We start from the raw sequence: 19,366 nt of genomic DNA, 5'->3' as shown, positions 1-19,366 counted from the left end.
GGCGGTTCCTGCCCTGTCCCGCGGGAGGTCAACCTTCGAGCTGCCGCAGCGCCTGCTCCCAGCGCTCCCGCCGTTCGTCGTCGTCCTGGTCCCACCAGGCGGGGCCCCGCTCCCCCAGCCCGGTCTTGGCCAGCTGCACCCGGGCGCGGGCGGCGGCCACGGCGTCGTCGTCCCCCTTGGCGGTGCGCACGCCGGACCGGGCCACGCCCAGGTGGTGCAGCAGCCGGGCCCGGACGTCGTCGGGCAGGGCCGGGTCGGCGGTGCGCCAGCGGCGCCCGTCGACGACGATCCAGCGGCCGTCCTCGGTGTGCTCGACCTCGCGGGTCATGCCGCCAGGCGCGCGGCCAGCTCAGGCAGGACGACGCCCAGCGGGGCGTCGACCCGGACGTCGGCCTTGGCGTCGCCGCGCGTGGGGCCGACGTTCACGATCGCGACCGGGATGCCGAGCTTCGCCGCGCGCAGCACGAACCGGTAGCCGCTCATGACGGTCAGGGAGGAGCCGAGCACGACGAGGCTGCCTGCCCCCTCGACCAGCGAGAAGCAGAGGTCGACCCGGTCGCGGGGCACCGTCTCGCCGAAGAAGACGACGTCGGGCTTGAGCGGGCCGGCGCCGCAGGCCAGGCAGTCGACCATCACGAAGCCGTCGAGCACCTCGTCGGGGAGCTCCGCGTCGCCGTCGGGGTTGATCTCCTCGACCCGCGGGCCGAAGTCGGGGTTGACCGCCTGCAGCCGCGCGTCGAGCTCGGCGCGCCCGGCGACGTCCCCGCACCCGAGGCACACGGTGCGGTCCAGGCCGCCGTGCAGCTCCAGGACGTCGCGGGCGCCGCCGGCCTGGTGCAGCCCGTCGACGTTCTGGGTGATGACGCCGCCGAGCAGCCCCGCGGCCTGCAGCGAGGCGATGGCGCGGTGCCCGGCGTTCGGGCGGGCGTCGCGCATCTGCCGCCAGCCCACGAAGCTGCGCGCCCAGTACCGGTGCCGGCCGCGCGGGTCGCGGGTGAAGGTCTGGTAGGTCATCGGGGTGTGCCGGCGCAGGCTGCCGGTGGCCCCGCGGTAGTCCGGGATGCCCGAGTCGGTGGACAGGCCGGCACCGGAGAGCACCAGCGCGTCGCCGTCGGAGACGAGGTCGGCCAGCGCGTCGAGCGCGGCACCGGTCCCCGGGACGGCGGGAGGAGCGACGGTCACGCGTCCATGGTCCCTGCCGGGCGCCACTCCTGCCGCCGCTGGATCGGGGGCGGCGATCCACAGGTGACCCTCCGGCAGTTCAGGAGACGACCAGAACCCATATCCTCTGCCGGGACGTGAGGGGAGGCGGGGGTCGTGCCCGATCTGAAGTTGGACACGCAGGAGCTCCGGGAGACCGGCGCCGCGCTGCGCCTGCTCGCGGGAGAGCTGCGCGACGCGGAGAACATCGTCGAGGACTACTCCGACGCGGTCGGGCACCGGCGCCTCGCCGACACGCTGGACGAGATGCAGGGCTCCTGGGACGACCGCCGCAACGACCTCCGCGACGGCATCGACGGCCTCGGTGAGGTCGTCGAGGAGGCCGGCAAGGCCTTCGAGGACATCGAGCAGCACCTGGTCGCTGCCCTGAGGGGCGAGTGATGGGCCGGCCTCGCGACTGGTCACCCGTGGATTGGAGCAGCGATCCGACCCCGGGGGATCCCGACCGGGTCGCCGACCTGGCCCTGCGCTACCGCCGCACCGCCGAGGCGGTGGCGACGGCGTCGGCGAACCTCGGGCGCATCGCCGACGGCACCGCCTACCAGGGCAAGGGTGGCGAGGCCCTGCGCGAGCGCACCCGTGACCTGTCGGAGCAGGTCGGCCGGCTGCAGACCCGGTACGCCGCCGCCGCGGAGGCCCTGGAGGGCTACCACCCGGAGCAGCACGCCGCCCAGGTCACCGCCGACGCCGCCCTGTCCCGCGCCCGCCAGGCACGCGACCTGGAGGAGTCCGCCCAGCGCAGCCTGGACCGGCTGGGGAACACCCCCACGGTCGCCGGGGAGCCCGAGGACCCGACCGTCACCGCTGCCCGCAACGCGGCACAGCGCGACCTCGAGCACGCCTCCTCGGAGCTGCAGCGGGCGAAGAACGACGTCCAGCGAGCGCACGACGACCAGCACGCGGCCGCGAACCGCGCCGCGGGCCTGCTGCAGGAGGCGATCGACGGCGACGGGCTGAACGACAGCTGGAAGGACAACGCCCTCGGCGTCGTCAAGAGCCTCGCCAACATCGCCAGTGCGCTCGCCGCGATCACCGGGATCCTGGCGCTCGTGCTGTGCTGGGTGCCCGTGGTGGGTCAAGTCCTGGCCGCGGCCACCCTGCTCCTGACGGCGGCCTCGCTGCTCCTCAACGTGGGGCTGCAGCTCAGCGGGAAGGACCGCCTGGACCAGATCAAGTCCGACCTGCTGGGGCTCGCGCTGTTCGGGTTCGGCCGGGTGCTCGCCAGCGGCGCCAAGCTGACCGCGATGGCCACCCGTGGCCGTGCGTTCACCCGCGCCCGGGCGCTCGTGAGCGGCAACTCCCGGGCGCGCCGGGACGGCGCCTTCCAGCTCATCGGTGGCCGGATGCGCGCGCCCCAGCGGGCGCACGGGGACCGGGGCTACCTCGGCAACCTCACCGACGGCCTGGCGGAGGGCGTGAGGGCTCCGCGGGCGGTGGTGGCCGACGCGCTCTCCGCGCTGCGTCACCCGCGGACGACGTGGACCGCCGGGTGGACCGAGACGCGCGCCGCCTTCGCGGGCGGGAACTGGCAGGCGGTCGGGAACTACGTCGACGTCGGGCCCGAGATCCGCGCGCTGACCGGGATCAGGCAGCAGGTCTGGAACGGCGAGCTGGCTGCGGGGGCGGTGCTGACCGGAGGCCAGAGCGCCGGCGCGGTCGGTGCGAACCTGTGGGCTGCTCGTCGCGACGGCGGGGAGGTGTGGGGACTCGTGGCCGGCGACAACCCCCCGCCGGCGCACGTCGACGCGCCGGCGTCCCAGCTCCCCGAGGGCTTCGAGGTGCCGTCGTCGAGCATCCCGAGCACCCCGGCCGCCCCATGACGCGAGCGGGCACCGAGGTGCGGCTGCGCAGCGGCGGCGGGCGCGAGCCGAGGGCGGTCGCCGCGACCGTGACCGCCCGGGCGGGGGAGGTCGTGCTCGACACCAGTGCCGGGCAGCGCGTCCTGCGCGTCGGTGAGGACGTGGAGACGGTGGTCTGGTCCGCGACCGAGGGCGGAGCAGGCGTCGCCGCGTTCCTCGGCCGGGACCAGCAGCCGGTCGCCGTGCTCGACCTCGCCGACTGGACACCCCCCGAGGTCGACCTGTCCGACCGCAGCCGCGGCGGGCTGGAGGACCCGGTCGAGTGGACCGGGCTCCAGGAGCTGGCCGCCGCCGCCGGCCTGCCCGTGGTGCGCAGGAAGGTCACCGCACCGGTGGACGTGCGGCCCGGGAGCACCCGCAGGTCGTCCGCCTGGTGGGTGAGCATCGCGATGTACGTCTCGGCGGTGCTGTGGCTGCTGACCTCCTACGTCCTGGCCCCCCTGGTGGGGCTGCCGGACCTGGCCCCCGCCACCCTCGCCCTGACGACCGCCTGCGCCCTCGTGCTCGCCGTCGAGCAGCTCCTGCGGCGTCGGCGCGGACGCCACCTGCCGGCGGGGGACGAGATCACGCCCCGCCCCTCCGTGCCGACCACCCGCCTGTTCCGCCGGACCGCCCGCCTCGTCCTGACCGGGCCCGCGGGACCGGCGGAGACGCTGGTCGTCCGCGACGCCACCCGCCTCCAGTTCCGGGTCGACGGCCCGTCCTCCCCGCTCGGGGTGCAGAAGGCACTGGTCGTCACCCCACCCGGCGCGGACCGGCCCGAGCGGCTCGACCTCGTCGACGGTCTCGGCCGCCAGGTGGTCCGGCTGCCGTGGGACCAGTGGTTCGGCGAGGACGCCGGCCGGCTCGAGGCCTTCCGGCAGCGCGGCATCCCCGTGGAACGGACCTCCGGCGAGGGCCTGGGCCCGGTGGCGGGCGAGATCCTCCTGCGCCCTCGCTCGGAGCGCGTGTACCTGCAGAACTTCGAGCCGCCGGGCGGCCTCGGCGTCATCCGCGACGGCCAGCTGAACGTGGGCGTCACGATCGCCCCGCTCGCCGGCGTCGCCTGGGGCTACGAGTCCCGGGCGACCCTCGTGCTGGGGCTGCTCAACGCCACCTTCCTCTGGGGACCGGTCCTCCTGCGCGGGCTGGCCCGCGTGCTGGACGCCCCCCGGTGACGTCGTTCACCACCCGGCTGGCGCTGCCTCGCGGCTGGTACGAGCTGGAGCGCGACGACCCCGATGCCTGGATCGCCCGGCTCCTCGACCACGAGCTCCGCGACGCCGACGAGGCCGAGCGCCAGGCCGTCGCCGACGAGCTGGTCGACCTGACCTACCTCGACGACGTCACCGGTTCGGTCGAGACGCTGGTCCACCTGGACCCCGAGGCGCCGCGGGTACGCGCCTTGCTGCTGACCTACCCGACCCGGCGGCGCTCCTGGCTGCGACGGGGGCCGGCCGCGTTCGCCTCCTCCTCCCGCCGGGCGATGGCACGCACCGGCGCGCCCGTGGAGGAGACCCGGACCCGGCTGACCGGCGCGCCGGCGGTGCGGCTGCGCGGAACCGCGCGCGACGAGCTCGACCGGCTCACCGAGCAGGTGCTGCACGTCGTGGTGCCGCCCGGCGCCCCCGGGGCGGTCGTGCTGCGCGTGCAGTGGCCCGCGGGACGGCCCGACGCCGCCGAGCTGGCCGCCACGGCCGACGCCATCGCCCGGGACGCACTCGTGGAGGTGTGGTGACCACCGTTCCCACCCAGCTCGGCCTCGTCGTCCCCGACGACTGGTGGCGGTTGCCGCTGACCGACGACGCCGTCCTGCGCCGGGCCGTGGACGGCGCCGTGGAGCGCCAGTTCCGCGGCATCGACAACCAGCCCGTGCTCCGCCGGGAGACCGCCCAGGCCCTGCTCGACCAGGCGCGGCACGCACGGGCGGGCGGTGGCGTGGACATGTACGTGAGCCTCGAGCCGGTGGCCGGTGTCCCGATCGGGATGAGCCTCGTCGTCAGCCTCCTCCCCCTGCCGCCCGACCTCCCGTCCCTGGAGGCGGTGGCCCGGGACATGGACGACGAGAAGGCCCGCCCCGCACTGGTCGAGCTCGGCTCCGGCCGCTGCGTGCGGCGCCAGCGCGTGGACAGCCTGGGCACCTCCGAGCTGGGCGTGGACCCCACCCGTGAGGTGCTGCTCGTCGACTACACGTTCATGGGCCCGGCGGGAACCCTGCTGCTGCTCAGCTTCTCCAGCCCGCTGGTGGCGGTGGCCGACGCACTGGCGGTGCTGTTCGAGGCGGTCGCCGACACGGTCCGGTGGTCGGCATGACCCGCGTCCAGGTCTCGCTCCCCGCCGCCCCCTGGGTGCCGGTGCCGCTGGAGGGCGACCTCAGGGAGTGGGCGGTGCGGACGGCCGAGGAGCTCTGCGCCGGGAAGGAGCGGCCGGAGGACCTGGCCGAGCAGCTGGCCACGATCGCCCAGCACCTGCAGCCCCTGGAGCCGCTCGCCTTCGCCGTGCTGGTGCCGGAGACCCGGCCGCAGGCGATCGCCGGCGTGCTCGTCGTCCACCAGGTCGCCTGCGGCGAGGACCCCGGAGCGGTGCTGGCCGACCTCGCCGCCGAGTCGGCGACCGACATCGTGCCGCCCGAGCTCGGTCGCGTGGACCTGCCGCTCGGCCCCGCCGCCCGGCGGCACGGGGTCACCGCGGCCGCCGACGGCACCATCGCGGAGACCGTGGAGCACGTCGTCCCGCTGGGGAGCGGCACGGGACTGCGGATCGACCTCTCGTGGGGGGCCGTCGAGCACGGCGAGGAGCTCGTCGCCCTGGCCGACGCGGCAGCCGCCGGCCTGCAGCTGGTCGACGACTGACGTCACCAGGTCGGGACGGCGCCGTCCCGCTGGATGAACTCGAGCCGGTTGCCCACCGGGTCGGCGGCGTAGAACCGGCGGTGACCGGGGAAGCCGTCCTCGTCCCAGCTCACCTCGACCCCGGCGCCGGTCAGCGCCGCGGCCAGCCCGTCGAGGTCCTGCACCCGGATGCCCGGGTGCGCCTTGCGGGCGGGGCGGAAGTCCTGCTCCACGCCGAGGTGCAACTCGAGGGTGTCGGCTCGGACCCAGAGCCCGCCACGCGCGGCCAGCGCCGGCGGCTTGGTCAGCTCGAGCATGCCGAGCAGCCCGACGTAGAACTCGCGGCAGCGGTCCTCGGCGCCCGGCGGGATGGCGACCATGACGTGGTGCAGCCCGTAGCCGTACGGCGACGTGTGATCGGGCCCGTAACCCTGCTCGGAGGTCACCACCTGCGGCGGTCCCGGCCCTCCTACTTGAAGGCGTCCTTGACCTTCTCGCCGGCCTGCTTGAGCTTGCTCGTCGCCTGCTCGCCCCTGCCCTCGGCCTCGAGGTCCGGGTTGTCGGTGGCCCGGCCGGCGAGCTCCTTGCCCTTGCCTGCGAGCTGGTCGATCCGGTGGCTGATCTTGTCCTCGGCGCTCATGGCGGCAGCACTACCCCGAAGGCCCGATCCCGATGCATCGCCGCTGGTCAGCCCGCCGGAACGGCCGGATCGGCCGGCTGGGGGAACAGCCGGCGCAGCACGTCGGACAGCGTGACGACGCCCGTGACCGCACCGGCGTCGGTGACCACGGCGAGATGGTTGCGGGTCTCCCGCATCGCCTTGAGCGCCGCGTGCACGGTGGTGCCGGCCTCGAGGGCGAACACCGGCCGTGCGAACGGCGCCGCCGGCGCCGACTCCGCCGCGGTGAGGGTGTCCCGGACGTGCACGACGCCGGTGATCTCCTCGCCCTCGACGGCGCCCAGCAGGATGCGCAGGTGCCCCGACGACTGGGTCAGCGCCCGCACCTCGCCGACGGTCGCCGCCGCGGGCACGCCCGTCGGCCGCGAGGCCGGTCCGACCATGTCCCGCACGGTGAGCCGCTCCAGCTCCAGCACGCCGGCGATCTGCGTGGAGAAGCTGGCGTCCAGCGCGCCGACGTTGGCCGAGTGCTCCACCAGGTGGCGCAGCGCCTGAGGGGTGTGACCGACGGCGAGCTCGTCGACCGGCTCGACGCCGACGGCGCGGACCAGCCGGTTGGCCGCGGCGTTCAGCATCCGCAGCAGCGGCCGGAAGAGCAGCATGAAGCCGCGCATCGGCACGGCGAGCAGGGTGGCCGAGCGCTCGGGGTGGGCGATGGCCCACGACTTGGGCGCCATCTCCCCCACCACCAGGTGGATGAACGTGACGACCAGCAGGGCCAGGACGAACCCGACGACGTCGGCGGCGACCAGCGGCAGACCCCACGACTCGAACAGCGGGGTGAGCCAGTGGTGCACCGCCGGCTTGCTGATCGCACCGAGCGCCAGCGTGGCCGCGGTGATGCCCAGCTGGGACCCGGCCAGGAGCAGCGTCAGCTCGGCGGAGTTGCGCAGCGCGGCCCGGGCGGCGCGGCTATCGGGCGCGGCCTCCTCCAGCCGGTGCCGCTTCGCGGCGAGCGCGGCGAACTCCACGGCCACGAAGAACGCCGACAGCGCGACGATCACGACGGTGGCGGCGACGACCACCCACGGGTTGTCGCTCATCGAGCCTCCTCCTCGCCGGTGTCGGCGGGCATGCGGTCGGGCAGCTCGAGGCGCACCCGGGAGGGCACGTGCCGCTCGACGGCGAGCACGTGCACGTGCAGCTGGCGCGGGGCGGGTTCGTCGGCGAGGACCAGGTCGCCCGGGTCCGGTGGCAGCTCGATGGCCAGCGAGGTGCCCGGCGGGGGCAGGCTGCCCGCAGCGGCGATGACCAGGCCGGCGATCGTCTCGTAGTGCCCGCGCGGCAGGTCCACGCCCAGCGAGCGCTCGACCTCGTCGACGTGCACGTCCCCGGGCATCTCCCACACGCCGTCGTTCTCGACCGGCTCGTACTCCGGGTTGTCGGCGTCGTGCTCGTCGGTGATCTCGCCGACCAGCTCCTCGGCGAGGTCCTCGAGCGTGATCACCCCGGCGAAGCCGCCGTACTCGTCCAGGACGCAGGCGAACTGGTTCTCGGTCTCGGTCAGCTGCGACAGGGCGTCGGGCAGCGAGGTGAAGGTGGAGACGACGAGGGGTTCGCGGGCGATCGCGGTCACCCTCGCGCTGTCGGGCTGCGTCGTCGTCAGCACGTCGGCGAGGTGGACGACGCCGACGACGTCGCCGGTACCCGCCTCCATCACCGGGTAGCGGGAGTGCCCGCTGGCCATCAGCTCGCGGAGGTGCCCGACGGTGTCGGTCTCGGTGACGGTGCCGACCCGCGGGCGCGGGATCATCGCGTGCTCGACGTCGCGCTGCGGGAAGTCCAGGATGCGGTCGACCATGATCGACAGCTCGGCGGGCAAATCACCGCTCTCCCGGGACTCCTCGACGATGTGCTCGAGGTCGCGGGCGGTGGCGGCGTGCTCCACGTCGTGCACGGGTTCGATCCGCAGCGCCTTGAGCAGCAGGTTGGACGACTGGTCGAACACCCAGACCAGCCAGCCGAACACCTTCAGGTAGGCCACGGTGGAGACGGCCAGCCACCGGGCGACCGGCTCCGGGCGGGAGATCGCCAGGTTCTTCGGGAAGAGCTCGCCGAACAGCATCTGGACGACCGTGGAGAACAGCAGCGCGAGCACCGCACCGATGCCGATCCCGACCGCCGTGGGGATGCCGACCCCGCCCAGCAGGGAACCCAGCGACTGCCCGATCAGCGGTTCGGCGACGTAGCCGACCAGCAGCCCGGTGACGGTGATGCCCAGCTGGGCGCCGGACAGCATGAAGGACGTGCGCCGGGTGACGCCCAGCGCGCGCTTGGCCGCTGCGTCACCCGCTTCGGCGCGGGCCCCGAGGCTGGCCCGGTCGACCGCCATGTAGGCGAACTCCTGGGCCACGAAGTACCCGGTCAGCGCGGTGATCCCGAGGACCACCAGCACCCCGAGCAGCAGGGAGAGAACTTCGGTCACCGGCCACGCACCGCCTCGACGAACGGGACGTGCGTGGCCTGGGGACTGTGATAGGGACTCATGGCTCTCTTCGGTGCGGCGGTTCGGGGCAGGTCGCTCCCCGGGGCTCAACGACGCGGCACCGCCCGGCGTTCCGCCCCACCCGGACGGGCGACCACCCGGGACGACGCATCTACGCTGGGCCGGGAGACGACCCGGTCGTCCACGAGGAGATCACAGCCCCATGTCGAACGGAACCGAGCAGCCCGCGGACCCGGTCGTGCGGCCGGCTCCGCACCGCTGGCTCTGGTACGCCCTGGGCGGCGGGCTGCCCGAGCGGCACCGCGGCTGGGTGCTGTTCGACACGACCACCCGCACCTGGGGGCTGCGGCACGTGGTGCGGATGCTCGTGCAGATGGCGGTCCCGATCGCGCTGGTCATGGTCTTCCTGCCGGCCCCGCTCGGACTGCGCGCGGCCGTCGTCGGCGGCGGGATCTTCCTCGGGCTCATCTACTCCCTGGCCTACATGCCCGAGACCACCGAGACCCGGGTGATGAAGGCCGGCTACCCGCCGGGCACCGCCACCGCCGTGCGCGATCGGGCCGGCCAGCAGCGCGACCTCAAGGACAGCGAGCGCCGCCGGGCCGCCGCGGCCAAGCGCGCCGCCCGCTACCGCGAGCGCGCCGGCCGCTGACCCGTCCTCACGCCGACGGCTCTCCCGCGGCGGGTAAGGACGACACCGCCGCGAGGGGGGCGTGGACCGCGGGCGCGCCCGGGACGATCTCGTCGACCGGCTCCGCGGGGGCGTCGTCCCGGGCTGCGGCGTAGGCCGCGCTCAGCCGCCGGTAGGCGGGGCTGGCCAGCGCCCCCAGGACGGCGAGGACCCCGATCAACCCGGTGATGACGAAGACCAGGGCGATGCCGCGGACCGGGCCGGTGCCGAACCACCCGCCGATCCCCCCCGCCCCGGCGCCGTCGGTCATGAACGGGATGACGACGAACTGCGTGAGCGGAGCCATGAGGAATGCGGTCAGCGGTGAGGCCGCCTGCTCCACGCTCTGGGCGAAGCCGAACACCCGGCCCTGCCGCTCGTAGGGCACCACCCGCTGCAGCACGGTCTGCTCGGCCGCCTCGGCGAAGGGCATCACGGTCATGAACAGCGCCATCGCCACGGTGAGCGTGAGGATCGAGGACGCCAGCGGGAACAGCATCGTGCCGGTCCACATGACCAGGTTGACCAGCAGCAGCACCCGGATCGGCCGGGATCCCAGGCCGACGCGGGCCACCAGCAGACCGCCGACGATCAGCAGCGCGGAGAGCGCGCCCCACAGCAGACCCCAGGCCTGCACGGACATCAGCGACAGGCCGTAGGGGTCCATCAGCGCCATGAAGGCGCCGCCGAGGAAGTTGTTGAAGCAGCTGAAGAGGATCAGCGGCAGCAGGCCGGGCACCCCGCGGACCAGCAGGATCGTGCCGCGCAGGTCCACGCCCGATCTCGCCACCGCCTCGTCCGTGCCGTCCGCGGTCGACGCCCCGACGTCCCCCGGAACCCGCACCCCGGCCAGGTGGACGACCGACAGCACCAGGACGGCCAGGGTGAGCGCGAGGACGGAGGGCATGCCGCCGAAGGCGACGAGCAGGCCGCTGATCACCGACGTGACCAGCATGGACAGCCCGGTCGCGGACCCGACGAGCCCGTTGGCCCGGTCCCGCCGGTCCTCGGGGACGAGCAGCGTGACCAGGGTCGGCAGCGCGATCATGCGCGGGTTGCCGGCGATCACACCGGCCATGAGCAGGACGACGAACACCCACAGTGGCACGCTGGCCGCCGTCCGGAACGCCTCTGCCGGGGTGAGCAGGTACACCGCGAACGCCGCGGAGTAGAACGCGATCGAGGCGACCGCCGAGCCCTGCATCACGGCGTGCTTGCGGTGGTGGTCGACCAGGCTGCCGAACCAGATGCCGGTTCCGGCCGTCGCCACCAGGAAGATGCCGGCGATCATGCCGGTGGCGAACACCGACCCGGTCTCCAGGAAGATCCAGAAGGTGACGGCGAACCAGACGGTGTAGTTCACGACCGACACCAGCAGGTTGTTCACCAGCAGGTGCGCGAAGACCCGCTCGGGTCCCGAGCGCAGATCGAGCGCGGGTGCGCGGTCGGCCACGGTGTCCTCCTCCGTCGGCACCGGAGCGCTCAGGCGGGTGCCCGGCGCGGGTGCCGTCTGCAAGTGCAGACCGCGCAGGCGACGCCGGCTCATCGGTGCCCGGCGGACATCTTCGACGGCCGGTTCCGGGTGGTGCCCCCGGCAGGATTCGAACCTGCGACACACGGTTTAGGAAACCGATGCTCTATCCCCTGAGCTACGGGGGCCACGGCGCGCGGACTGCCGCGCCGGACCGACGGGTCAGAGGCTATCGGGCGTCGCGGCGGAAGCTCCGGCGCACCCGACGCGTGGGGCCGGTGACGGCGCGGACCGATCGCCAGGGGTTACGGTTCGCAGGCGTACGTCTCCCTCCGGCAACGGCGCCGGGGATCGACGGAAGGGTGGACGAGGATCGATGGACACGACGGTGGTGGACGTCCCCGAGAAGGGGCGCTTCGAGATCCGGGTCGACGAGCGCGTGGTCGGGCTGGCCAGCTATCACGTGGACAACGGCCAGATGACGCTCCCGCACACGGAGATCGACCCCAGCATGGGCGGTCGCGGTCTCGGCAAGGTCCTGATCGCCGGCGTCCTCTCCGCGGCGCGCGAGCGCGGCCTCACGGTGCTCCCCTACTGCTCCTTCATCCGGCACTACATCCAGCAGCATCCGGCCGACGTCGACCTCGTGGCCGCCCCGGACCGGAAGCACTTCGGCCTGGAGACCGCCGACCGCTGACCGGCGCCCCCGCAGGCGGCCACCTAGGCTGCGCGGATGCCCGAGGGCCACACCCTGAACCGCCTGGCGCGGGACCAGACCCTGCTGTTCGCCGGACGCCCGGTGCACGTCACCAGCCCCCAGGGCCGGTTCGACGCCGGTGCCGCGCTGCTCGACGGCCGGGTGCTGGACGAGGTGTTCTCCTACGGCAAGCACCTCTTCGCCCGCTTCGGCGGTGACCACCTGCACGTGCACCTGGGGCTGTACGGCACGTACACGACGGGGACCGGTACGCCACCCCCGGCGAAGGGCGCCCTGCGCATGCGCTGGGAGGCCGACGGTGCCGACGGCGCGGGCGTCTGGACCGATCTGCGCGGTCCCACCGCCTGCGAGGTGCTGAGCACCCCGGAGGTCGACCGCATCCTCGACCGGCTCGGACCCGACCCGCTGCGCCCCCGCGCCGACGGTACGCCCGCACTCCGCCGGATCAGCGGCAGCCGGACGGCGATCGGCGCGCTGCTCATGGACCAGTCGGTGCTGGCCGGCGTCGGCAACGTCTACCGGGCCGAGCTGCTCTTCCGGCACGCCGTGTCGCCGTTCCGGCCGGGCCGGCAGGTCGACGCCGAGCTGTGGGCGCGGATGTGGCCGGACCTGGTCACGCTGATGAGGTCGGGCGTCCGGATGGGCCGCATCGTCACGACCCGGCCCGAGGACCGCTCGCGGCGTTCCGGCGCCGTCCGGCGGGACGACGCGCACTACGTCTACCGCCGCACCGGGTTGCCCTGCCGGGTGTGCGGCACCGAGGTGCAGACCCAGGTCATGGTGGGCCGGAACCTCTACTGGTGCCCGGTCTGCCAGGCCGTCTGACCCCCGGCGCGCTCCCAGGAAACACGTGTACGTTCGCCGCCGATGAGACTGGCATCACGGTGGGTCGTGGGGGCGCTCGCCTCGGTCACGATGCTGCTCGGCTCCCCCGGGACCGCCGCGGCGGCTCCTGCCGAGCGTTCCGGCCCGCTCAGCACCGTGGGCTACGACGTCTCGCACCCGCAGTGCGGCACGGAGCTGCCCACCCCCGGTGCCTTCGCCGTCATCGGGGTGAACGGTGGGCTGGCCACCCGCGCCAACCCGTGCCTGGCCGCGCAGCTGGAGTGGGCGGACGGGTCGTCCGGCACGGTCCCCGGCCAGCCCGCCGTGCAGCTCTACCTGAACACCGCCAACCCCGGCGAGCTGCGCGACCAGGTCACCACCTGGCCCTCGGCGGGGAGCACGCCCTACGGCCGCTGCGACGGCGACAACTCGAAGGCCTGCTCCTGGCAGTACGGCTGGGAGCGCGCCCGGACCAGCGTCGAGTCGTTCTTCCGGCCCGCGGCCCGGGCCGCGGGCCTCGACAGCCGGCCCGCCGGGTACACGTGGTGGCTGGACGTCGAGACCATGAACACCTGGCAGTCCGGGTCCACCGAGGCCCGCGCCCGCAACCGGGCCACCCTCGAGGGGATGACCGAGTACCTGACCGACCGGGACGGCGAGGTCGGCCTCTACTCGACCGGCTACCAGTGGGGCCGGATCGTCGGCGAGGTGCCCGCCAACAGCCCGCTGGGCGACCTGCCCAGCTGGCTGGCGGGCGCCCTGACCCTGCGCCAGGCGGTGGCCCTGTGCGACGAGCCGGCCCTGGTGCCGCGCGGCGAGGTCGAGCTCACCCAGTACGTGCCGGACGACCTCGACCTCGACCACGCCTGCGGCTAGATCGCGCCCTTCTCCGGGTCGCCCGCCGGAACCGCCGCCAGGTAGCGGACGTCGAGCGGCGCGGCCAGCTTGTCGCCGATCGAGGCGCCCAGGGTGGTCAGCGCCTCGGCTTTGCCGTGCACCTTCAGCGCCTCCCGGCTCTCCCAGCGCTCGACCATCACGAAGACGCCGTCGGCCTCGTGCAGGGCGTACCGCTCGCACCCGGGCTCGGCGTGGACCTGCGGGACGGCGGCCAGCAGCGCCTCCCGGACGGCGTCCACCGCATCGGGCCGGGGCGTGATGGTGGCGACGACGACGACGGACACGGGGGCCTCCTGGAGCGACGGTGCGGACGGATCCGGACGGCCAACCCTGGTGGAGCGGCCCCGGCCGCGTCAGGATGCCAGTCGTGGCCGACGAGAGCGTTCCCCCTCCCCCGTCGGCCGAGCACCCGCTGCGGGTCGCCGTCGTCGGCGCCGGCCCGGCGGGCATCTTCGCCGCCGACGCCCTCACGCGGCAGAGCGAGATCCCCGTCGCCGTCGACCTGATCGACCGGCTGCCCACGCCGTTCGGCCTGGTGCGGCACGGCATCGCCCCCGACCACCCGAAGATGCGCGCCATCCGGGACACGCTGCACCGCAGCCTCGACCACCCGCTGGTGCGGTTCGTCGGCAACGTCGAGGTCGGCACCGACATCACCCTCGACGAGCTGCGGCACCACGTCGACGCCGTCGTCTACACCTACGGCGCGGCGCTGGACCGCCACCTGGGCATCGAGGGCGAGGACCTGCCCGGCAGCCTCGCCGCCACCGACGTCGTCTCCTGGTACTGCGGGCACCCCGACGCCGACCGGGCCGGCGTGGAGGCCGCACTGGCCGGGGTCCGGTCGGTGGTGGTGATCGGGGTCGGCAACGTGGCGCTGGACGTCGGCCGGGTGCTGGCCCGCACGCCCGAGGAGCTCGAGCCCACGGACATGCCGCAGCACGTGCTCGACGCGCTCGCCGCGACGGAGGTCGAGGAGGTCACCGTGCTGGGCCGCCGCGGCCCGGCCCAGGCCACCTTCACCACCCAGGAGCTGCGCGAGCTCGGGGAGCTCGCGCGGGCCACCGTGCTGGTCGACCCCGCCGAGCTGGTCCTGGACGCCGACGCCGAGGAGCGCGCCGCGGCCGACCGCGGCGTCGCCCGCAACCTCGCGGTGCTGCGCGAGTGGTCCCAGCACCGGCCGGAGCCGGGGCACGCGCGGCTGAGGCTGCGCTTCTACCGGCGCCCGGTGCGGCTGCTGGGCGAGGACCGGGTCACCGGGGTGGAGGTGGAGCGCACCGCCGTCGACGGCGACGGAAGGGCGATGGGCACCGGCGAGCTCGAGGTGATCCCTGCCGACCTGGTCGTGCGGTCGGTCGGCTACCTCGGCACCCCGCTGCCGGGGCTGCCGGTGGACGAGCGGTCGGGCACGGTGCCGAACGAGGCCGGGCGGGTGCTGCGCGACGGCCGCCCCTCACCCGGCGAGTACGTGGCCGGGTGGATCAAGCGCGGGCCGTCCGGGGTCGTCGGCCACAACAAGCACGACGCGCGGGAGACCGTCGCCGGGCTGCTCGCCGACGCCGGGGACGGGACGCTGCGCGTGCGCGGGCCGGTCGACGACCTGGTGCGCACGCTGCAGGCCCGGGGTGCGGAGCCGGTGCTGCTGGAGGACTGGCGCGCGATCGACGCCGCCGAGCAGGCCCTCGGCGCGACCAGGGGCCGGGCCCGCACGACGCTGCACGAGCGGGAGACCCTGCTGGCGGCGGTCCGGGCGGCGGCCGGGCGCTAGGCCACCGCGGCGAGCAGCGCCGCGGCCTCCTCGACCGACGACGCCGCGACGAAGCGGATCTTCTTCTCGGTGTCCGGCTCCAGGTGCAGCGGCCGCCCATCCGGGTCGAGCGCCGCGCCCCCGGCCGCCAGCAGCACCGCCAGCCCACCGGCGACGTCGTGCACGTGCGTGCCGCTGCGGTCGAGGTCGTGCCAGGCGGCGGCCGCGCCGTCGGCGACCAGGCACAGGTCGACGGCGGTGCAGCCGGTCACCCGCACCCGCCGTGCGGTCGAGGGCACCGACACGGTCCGCCCGGAGGGCCCGCTCGGGACGACGACGGTGCTGCCCGGCCGCGGCGAGATCGGCACGCCGTCCCGCTCCGCGCCGACGCCGTCGACCCCGGTCCAGCGGCGCCCGGAGGCGAGGTCGGCGACCAGCCCGGCCACCGGCACGCCGTTGTGCACCAGCGCCGCCGAGAAGGCCCACGGCGGGAGCCCGGCGGAGAAGTTGCCGGTGCCGTCCAGCGGGTCGAGCACGATCCACGGCGCGCCGCGGCCGACGGGGCTGTCGCTGCGTTCCTCGCTGAGCACGGTCACGCCGAGGCCTGCCAGCGCCTCGACCGCCGCCGCGTGCGCGGCCTCGTCGGCGGCCAGCAGGGGGCTGCCGTCGTCCTTGGTGCGCTCCTCGCCGCTGTCGCGGGTCAGGCCGACGGCGATCTCCACCCGGCTGGCCGCCAGCGCCGCCAGGTGGCGGAACCGGTCGGGCAGCGGGGCGTCGGGTCCTGGCCCGGCGACCTCGCGCCACCGGTCGGTGCTCCCGTGCCGCACCCGCTCGCAGCCCCAGCCGGCGGCCAGCGCGAGCACCGCCGGGTGCTCGAGCGGCACCGCGGAGCGCCGCAGCAGCACGGCCTCGGCGAACCCCTCGGGGTGCCACTGCCGGCGCACCAGGGCGGCCTGCCCCTCGCCCACCAGGACCCGCAGCCGCGGGTCGTGCACCGCGGGCGCCAGCGCGGCCGGCGACAGGCCGAGGGCCATCGCCGCCCCGCGCACGTCGGCGCCGCTCACCGCCACCCGCAGGTCGGGGTCGTCCTCCGGTCGGCGGCGCAGGAACCAGCGCTCAGCCACTGTTGCGCAGCGCGGTCGCGATCCCGTTGATCGTCAGCTGGATGTTGCGGCTGGTCAGCTCGTCGTCCTCCCCGCCGCGGCGACGGCGCAGCATCTCGACCTGCAGGTGGTGCAGCGGCTCCAGGTAGGGGAAGCGGTTGCGGATCGAGCGCGCCAGCGAGGGGTTGTCGGCGAGCAGCTGGTCGTCGCCGGTGACCGCGAGCGTCATCCGGCAGGTCCGCTCGTGCTCGGCGGTGATCTGGTCGAACACCCGGGCCCGCAGCTCCTCGTCGGGCACCAGCTCGGCGTACCGCGCGGCCAGTTCCAGGTCGGTCTTGGCCAGCACCATGCCCATGTTGGACAGCACCGTGCGGAAGAACGGCCAGCGCCGGTGCAGGTCGCGCAGCCGCTCCAGCCGCTCCTCGGAGTCGCCGACCCACTCCTCGAGCGCCGATCCGGTGCCGTACCAGCCGGGCAGCATGATCCGGGTCTGCGACCAGCTGAACACCCACGGGATCGCCCGCAGGTCGGCGATGGAGTCCCCCTTCTTGCGCGAGGGCGGCCGGCTGCCGATGTTGAGCTCGGCCAGCTCGCCGATGGGGGTGGCGGCGCGGAACCACTCCACGAAACCCGGCGTCTCGTGCACCAGCTGCCCGTAGGCGCGCTGGGCGCAGGCGGCGAGCTCGTCGAGCAGCGCGTAGGCCTCGTCGGCGTCGTCCCCGAGCCCCTCGACGTCCAGCAGCGTGGACTCGAGCGTGGCCGCGACCAGCGCCTCCAGGTTGCGCCGGGCGAGGTCCGGGTCGGCGTACTTGGCGGCGATCACCTCGCCCTGCTCGGTGATCCGCAGCGCCCCGGCGACCGCACCGGGCGGCTGGGCGCGGATCGCCTCGTAGCTGGGGCCCCCACCCCGGCCGACGGTGCCGCCGCGGCCGTGGAACAGGCGCAGCCGCACGTTCTCGCGGCGGGCCAGCTCCACCAGGTCCAGCTCGGCCCGGTACAGCGCCCAGTTGGCGGCGAGGTAGCCGCCGTCCTTGTTGCTGTCGGAGTAGCCGAGCATGACCTCCTGCACGTCGCCGCGGTTGGCCAGCAGCGCCCGGTACAGCGGCTGGTCCAGCACCGCGCCGAGCGTGCGGGCGGCGGCCTTGAGGTCGTCGATCGTCTCGAACAGCGGCGAGATGCCGACCGGGCAGGTGGGGCCGTCGTCGCCGGCCGGGTCGAGGAGGCCGACCTCCTTGAGCAGGACGGCGACCTCGAGGACGTCGCTCACCGACTCGCACATGCTGATCACGTAGTTCGGGATGGTCCGGGGCCCGAGCAGCGCGACCCGCTCGGCGGCGGCGACCAGCACGTCGAGCTCCGTGCGGGCCTCCTCCGACAGCTCGGCGTCGGGGCGGACCAGCGGACGGCGCAGCGAAAGCTCCCCCGCCAGCAGCTCGACCCGGGCCGCCTCGTCCAGCGACGCGTAGTCCTCGCAGACGCCGGCCCACGCCAGCAGCTCGCCGACCACCTGCTCGTGCACCGACGAGTTCTGCCGCAGGTCCAGGCCGCACAGGTGGAAGCCGAAGACCTCCACCGCCTCGCGCAGCCGCAGCAGGCGGTCGTCGGCCAGGGAGGCGGCGCCGTGGCTGCGCAGCGACGCGTCGACGACGTCGAGGTCCGCGCGCAGCTCGTCGGGGCTGCCGTAGGCCGGCAGCGCCGGTCCGGTGCCGGCCTCCCCCGGCGCGGAGCCCAGGACCAGCCGGGCGGTGGCCGCCAGCCGGCCGGAGATGCCGGTCAGCGCGCGGCGGTAGGGCTCGTCGGCGCGGAACGGCGAGTCGTCGCGCGAGGCGTCGGCCAGGGAGTACAGCTGCGGGGTCGGCGTCACGAGCCGGTCGGACATCGACAGCTCGCTGCGCAGCTCGGTCAGCTCCGCGAGGTGGTGGGTCAGCGCGGTCTCGGCCTGCCGGCTGGTGGCCCGGCGCAGCGCCTCGGCGGTGACGAAGGGGTTGCCGTCGCGGTCGCCGCCGATCCAGGAGCCGGGCAGCAGCATCGGCCGGCGCAGCAGACCGGCCCCGGGCCAGCGCTGCTCCACCGCCCGCCGGAGCTCGGCGTTGAGGGCGGGCACGACCTCGAACAGCGACAGCTCGTAGTAGCGCAGCGCCTCGTCGATCTCGTCCTGCAACCGCAGCCGGGACAGCCGCAGCAGCGCCGTCTGCCAGAGGGTGAGCACCGAGCGCCACAGCTGGTCGGACCACGTCTCGTCGACGTCGTCGCCGGCGCGGTCCCGCTGCCGGATCAGCCGGGTGATCTGGCGCTGCACCTGGAAGACGGTCCGGCGGCGGGTCTCGGTGGGGTGCGCGGTGACGACCGGGCAGACCAGCGCGCCGGCGAGCTCGCGGGCGACGTCGTCGGCGGCCAGGTCGGCCTCGTCGAGCAGCGCGAAGGTGGCGGCCAGGCTGCCCAGCTGGGGCGCGGAGCCGGCGCGGCGGTGGTGCCGGCGGCGGCGCTCGTGGTGGATGTCCTCGGCCAGGTTGGCCAGCACCGAGAAGTGGCTGAACGCGCGGATCACGTGGTTGGCGGCGCGCACGTCCAGCTCGGCCAGGCGCCGGGACAGCTCCACCCGGTCGACCTCCGAGCGGCGGATGCGGAAGGCCTCGACGCGGGTGGACTCGACCAGCTCCAGCACGTCGGCGCCGGCCTGCTCGCCGATCACCTCGCCGAGGACGCGCCCCAGCAGCCGGATGTCCTCGCGCAGGGGTGTGTCGTCGGCGCGGTCGTCCGGTGAGCCCTCCCCGGTGCGGTGGCGGAGGTCGGCGACGTCGACTGTGGCTTCGGACACCGCCCGAGTATCGGGGACGCACGTGACGGACTCATGTCGTGAGCGCGCCGTCGACGATCGTCGCGGCTCGCTGCCGCGCTACCGCGGCGACCGCCGCGCTGC

At 74.7% G+C, this 19,366-nt stretch carries 21 protein-coding genes and 1 tRNA gene; 11 read left to right on the top strand and 11 right to left on the bottom strand.

The genetic code is table 11. The features are described 5' to 3' along the window. Nucleotides 1-28: 28 nt before the first annotated feature. The gene (locus tag DQ244_RS02355; protein WP_113809856.1) at nt 29-328 is read right to left on the bottom strand and encodes a biopolymer transporter Tol; all 300 of its coding nucleotides are present in this window, start codon (nt 326-328) and stop codon (nt 29-31) included. Beyond that, a complete protein-coding gene (locus DQ244_RS02350) occupies nt 325-1,182 on the bottom strand; it encodes an NAD-dependent protein deacetylase (protein ID WP_199580111.1) in 858 nt (285 codons plus the stop codon). The genes DQ244_RS02355 and DQ244_RS02350 overlap by 4 nt, the downstream gene beginning before the upstream one ends. A gap of 135 nt (nt 1,183-1,317) precedes the next feature. On the opposite strand from DQ244_RS02350, the gene DQ244_RS02345 reads away from it, so the two are divergent. Genes DQ244_RS02345 through DQ244_RS02320 form a run of 6 tightly spaced genes read left to right on the top strand, consistent with a single transcriptional unit; the run spans nt 1,318 to nt 5,911 of the window. After that, entirely contained in the window at nt 1,318-1,602 is a 285-nt protein-coding gene (locus DQ244_RS02345; protein WP_113809855.1) for a hypothetical protein, read from the top strand. 26 nt (nt 1,603-1,628) lie between these two features. Then, nucleotides 1,629-3,041: a hypothetical protein gene (locus tag DQ244_RS19270; RefSeq protein WP_158544448.1), complete on the top strand. Its 1,413-nt coding sequence runs from the start codon at nt 1,629-1,631 to the stop codon at nt 3,039-3,041. Then, nucleotides 3,038-4,237 carry a hypothetical protein gene (locus DQ244_RS02335; RefSeq protein WP_113809854.1) on the top strand — a complete coding sequence of 400 codons (1,200 nt, stop codon included), beginning with the start codon at nt 3,038-3,040 and terminating at the stop codon, nt 4,235-4,237. Before DQ244_RS19270 ends, DQ244_RS02335 begins: the two co-directional genes overlap by 4 nt. After that, the gene (locus tag DQ244_RS02330) at nt 4,234-4,797 is read left to right on the top strand and encodes a hypothetical protein (protein WP_113809853.1); all 564 of its coding nucleotides are present in this window, start codon (nt 4,234-4,236) and stop codon (nt 4,795-4,797) included. The genes DQ244_RS02335 and DQ244_RS02330 overlap by 4 nt, the downstream gene beginning before the upstream one ends. After that, the gene (locus DQ244_RS02325; RefSeq protein WP_113809852.1) at nt 4,794-5,372 is read left to right on the top strand and encodes a hypothetical protein; all 579 of its coding nucleotides are present in this window, start codon (nt 4,794-4,796) and stop codon (nt 5,370-5,372) included. The genes DQ244_RS02330 and DQ244_RS02325 overlap by 4 nt, the downstream gene beginning before the upstream one ends. After that, a complete protein-coding gene (locus tag DQ244_RS02320) occupies nt 5,369-5,911 on the top strand; it encodes a hypothetical protein (RefSeq protein ID WP_147251450.1) in 543 nt (180 codons plus the stop codon). Before DQ244_RS02325 ends, DQ244_RS02320 begins: the two co-directional genes overlap by 4 nt. A 2-nt stretch (nt 5,912-5,913) precedes the next feature. On the opposite strand, the gene DQ244_RS02315 is transcribed toward DQ244_RS02320, so the two are convergent. From DQ244_RS02315 to DQ244_RS02300, 4 genes are read right to left on the bottom strand one after another with little or no spacing between them, the layout of a single operon-like run. Further along, nucleotides 5,914-6,336, bottom strand: coding sequence for a VOC family protein (locus DQ244_RS02315; RefSeq protein WP_233491118.1), 423 nt, complete (start codon nt 6,334-6,336; stop codon nt 5,914-5,916). 23 nt (nt 6,337-6,359) lie between these two features. After that, nucleotides 6,360-6,530: a CsbD family protein gene (locus DQ244_RS02310; protein ID WP_113809850.1), complete on the bottom strand. Its 171-nt coding sequence runs from the start codon at nt 6,528-6,530 to the stop codon at nt 6,360-6,362. A gap of 47 nt (nt 6,531-6,577) precedes the next feature. Next, a complete protein-coding gene (locus DQ244_RS02305) occupies nt 6,578-7,612 on the bottom strand; it encodes a hemolysin family protein (RefSeq protein ID WP_113809849.1) in 1,035 nt (344 codons plus the stop codon). Continuing rightward, nucleotides 7,609-8,994, bottom strand: a complete 1,386-nt coding sequence (locus DQ244_RS02300; RefSeq protein ID WP_113809848.1) for a hemolysin family protein — start codon at nt 8,992-8,994, stop codon at nt 7,609-7,611. The genes DQ244_RS02305 and DQ244_RS02300 overlap by 4 nt, the downstream gene beginning before the upstream one ends. Before the next feature lie 223 nt (nt 8,995-9,217). Here DQ244_RS02300 and DQ244_RS02295 point away from each other — a divergent pair, with 223 nt between their 5' ends. Next, nucleotides 9,218-9,667 carry a DUF5313 family protein gene (locus DQ244_RS02295; protein WP_113809847.1) on the top strand — a complete coding sequence of 150 codons (450 nt, stop codon included), beginning with the start codon at nt 9,218-9,220 and terminating at the stop codon, nt 9,665-9,667. Nucleotides 9,668-9,674: 7 nt separating this feature from the next. On the opposite strand, the gene DQ244_RS02290 is transcribed toward DQ244_RS02295, so the two are convergent. Beyond that, nucleotides 9,675-11,138, bottom strand: coding sequence for an MFS transporter (locus DQ244_RS02290; protein WP_199580110.1), 1,464 nt, complete (start codon nt 11,136-11,138; stop codon nt 9,675-9,677). 130 nt (nt 11,139-11,268) lie between these two features. Further along, nucleotides 11,269-11,344: transfer RNA gene (locus DQ244_RS02285), tRNA-Arg, on the bottom strand. A 188-nt stretch (nt 11,345-11,532) separates the two neighbouring features. Here DQ244_RS02285 and DQ244_RS02280 point away from each other — a divergent pair. From DQ244_RS02280 to DQ244_RS02270, 3 genes are read left to right on the top strand one after another with little or no spacing between them, the layout of a single operon-like run. After that, nucleotides 11,533-11,853, top strand: coding sequence for a GNAT family N-acetyltransferase (locus tag DQ244_RS02280; RefSeq protein ID WP_113809845.1), 321 nt, complete (start codon nt 11,533-11,535; stop codon nt 11,851-11,853). A gap of 36 nt (nt 11,854-11,889) precedes the next feature. After that, nucleotides 11,890-12,699 (top strand): Fpg/Nei family DNA glycosylase, encoded by an 810-nt coding sequence (locus DQ244_RS02275; protein WP_113809844.1) that lies wholly within the window; start codon nt 11,890-11,892, stop codon nt 12,697-12,699. 42 nt (nt 12,700-12,741) lie between these two features. Next, nucleotides 12,742-13,575, top strand: a complete 834-nt coding sequence (locus DQ244_RS02270) for a hypothetical protein (RefSeq protein ID WP_113809843.1) — start codon at nt 12,742-12,744, stop codon at nt 13,573-13,575. Here the strand turns inward: DQ244_RS02270 and DQ244_RS02265 are convergent. After that, nucleotides 13,572-13,880, bottom strand: coding sequence for a putative quinol monooxygenase (locus DQ244_RS02265; RefSeq protein ID WP_113809842.1), 309 nt, complete (start codon nt 13,878-13,880; stop codon nt 13,572-13,574). The two genes, DQ244_RS02270 and DQ244_RS02265, sit on opposite strands and share 4 nt — an antisense overlap. A gap of 83 nt (nt 13,881-13,963) precedes the next feature. On the opposite strand from DQ244_RS02265, the gene DQ244_RS02260 reads away from it, so the two are divergent. Then, on the top strand, nt 13,964-15,364 hold the full coding sequence (locus tag DQ244_RS02260) for an NADP oxidoreductase (RefSeq protein WP_113809841.1): 1,401 nt from the start codon (nt 13,964-13,966) through the stop codon (nt 15,362-15,364). Here DQ244_RS02260 and DQ244_RS02255 read toward each other — a convergent pair. Both DQ244_RS02255 and ppc read right to left on the bottom strand, forming a co-directional pair. Next, nucleotides 15,361-16,467: an inositol monophosphatase family protein gene (locus DQ244_RS02255; protein ID WP_113809840.1), complete on the bottom strand. Its 1,107-nt coding sequence runs from the start codon at nt 16,465-16,467 to the stop codon at nt 15,361-15,363. The two genes, DQ244_RS02260 and DQ244_RS02255, sit on opposite strands and share 4 nt — an antisense overlap. Further along, the gene (gene ppc / locus DQ244_RS02250) at nt 16,460-19,264 is read right to left on the bottom strand and encodes a phosphoenolpyruvate carboxylase (protein ID WP_113809839.1); all 2,805 of its coding nucleotides are present in this window, start codon (nt 19,262-19,264) and stop codon (nt 16,460-16,462) included. Before ppc ends, DQ244_RS02255 begins: the two co-directional genes overlap by 8 nt. Between the last annotated feature and the right edge of the window lie 102 nt (nt 19,265-19,366).

Origin of the sequence: Blastococcus sp. TBT05-19 (assembly GCF_003319095.1) — a bacterium.
Classification (GTDB): Bacteria; Actinomycetota; Actinomycetes; order Mycobacteriales; family Geodermatophilaceae; genus Blastococcus.
This window is presented reverse-complemented; position numbering and strand designations above follow the sequence as displayed.

Excerpts from the sequence above, each read along its gene's own strand:
- DQ244_RS02355 (WP_113809856.1), bottom strand. The coding sequence starts at position 328 with ATGACCCGCGAGGTCGAGCACACCGAGGACGGCCGCTGGATCGTCGTC.
- DQ244_RS02335 (WP_113809854.1), top strand. The coding sequence starts at position 3,038 with ATGACGCGAGCGGGCACCGAGGTGCGGCTGCGCAGCGGCGGCGGGCGC.
- DQ244_RS02320 (WP_147251450.1), top strand. The coding sequence starts at position 5,369 with ATGACCCGCGTCCAGGTCTCGCTCCCCGCCGCCCCCTGGGTGCCGGTG.
- DQ244_RS02310 (WP_113809850.1), bottom strand. The coding sequence starts at position 6,530 with ATGAGCGCCGAGGACAAGATCAGCCACCGGATCGACCAGCTCGCAGGC.
- DQ244_RS02305 (WP_113809849.1), bottom strand. The coding sequence starts at position 7,612 with ATGAGCGACAACCCGTGGGTGGTCGTCGCCGCCACCGTCGTGATCGTC.
- DQ244_RS02295 (WP_113809847.1), top strand. The coding sequence starts at position 9,218 with ATGTCGAACGGAACCGAGCAGCCCGCGGACCCGGTCGTGCGGCCGGCT.
- DQ244_RS02280 (WP_113809845.1), top strand. The coding sequence starts at position 11,533 with ATGGACACGACGGTGGTGGACGTCCCCGAGAAGGGGCGCTTCGAGATC.
- DQ244_RS02275 (WP_113809844.1), top strand. The coding sequence starts at position 11,890 with ATGCCCGAGGGCCACACCCTGAACCGCCTGGCGCGGGACCAGACCCTG.
- DQ244_RS02270 (WP_113809843.1), top strand. The coding sequence starts at position 12,742 with ATGAGACTGGCATCACGGTGGGTCGTGGGGGCGCTCGCCTCGGTCACG.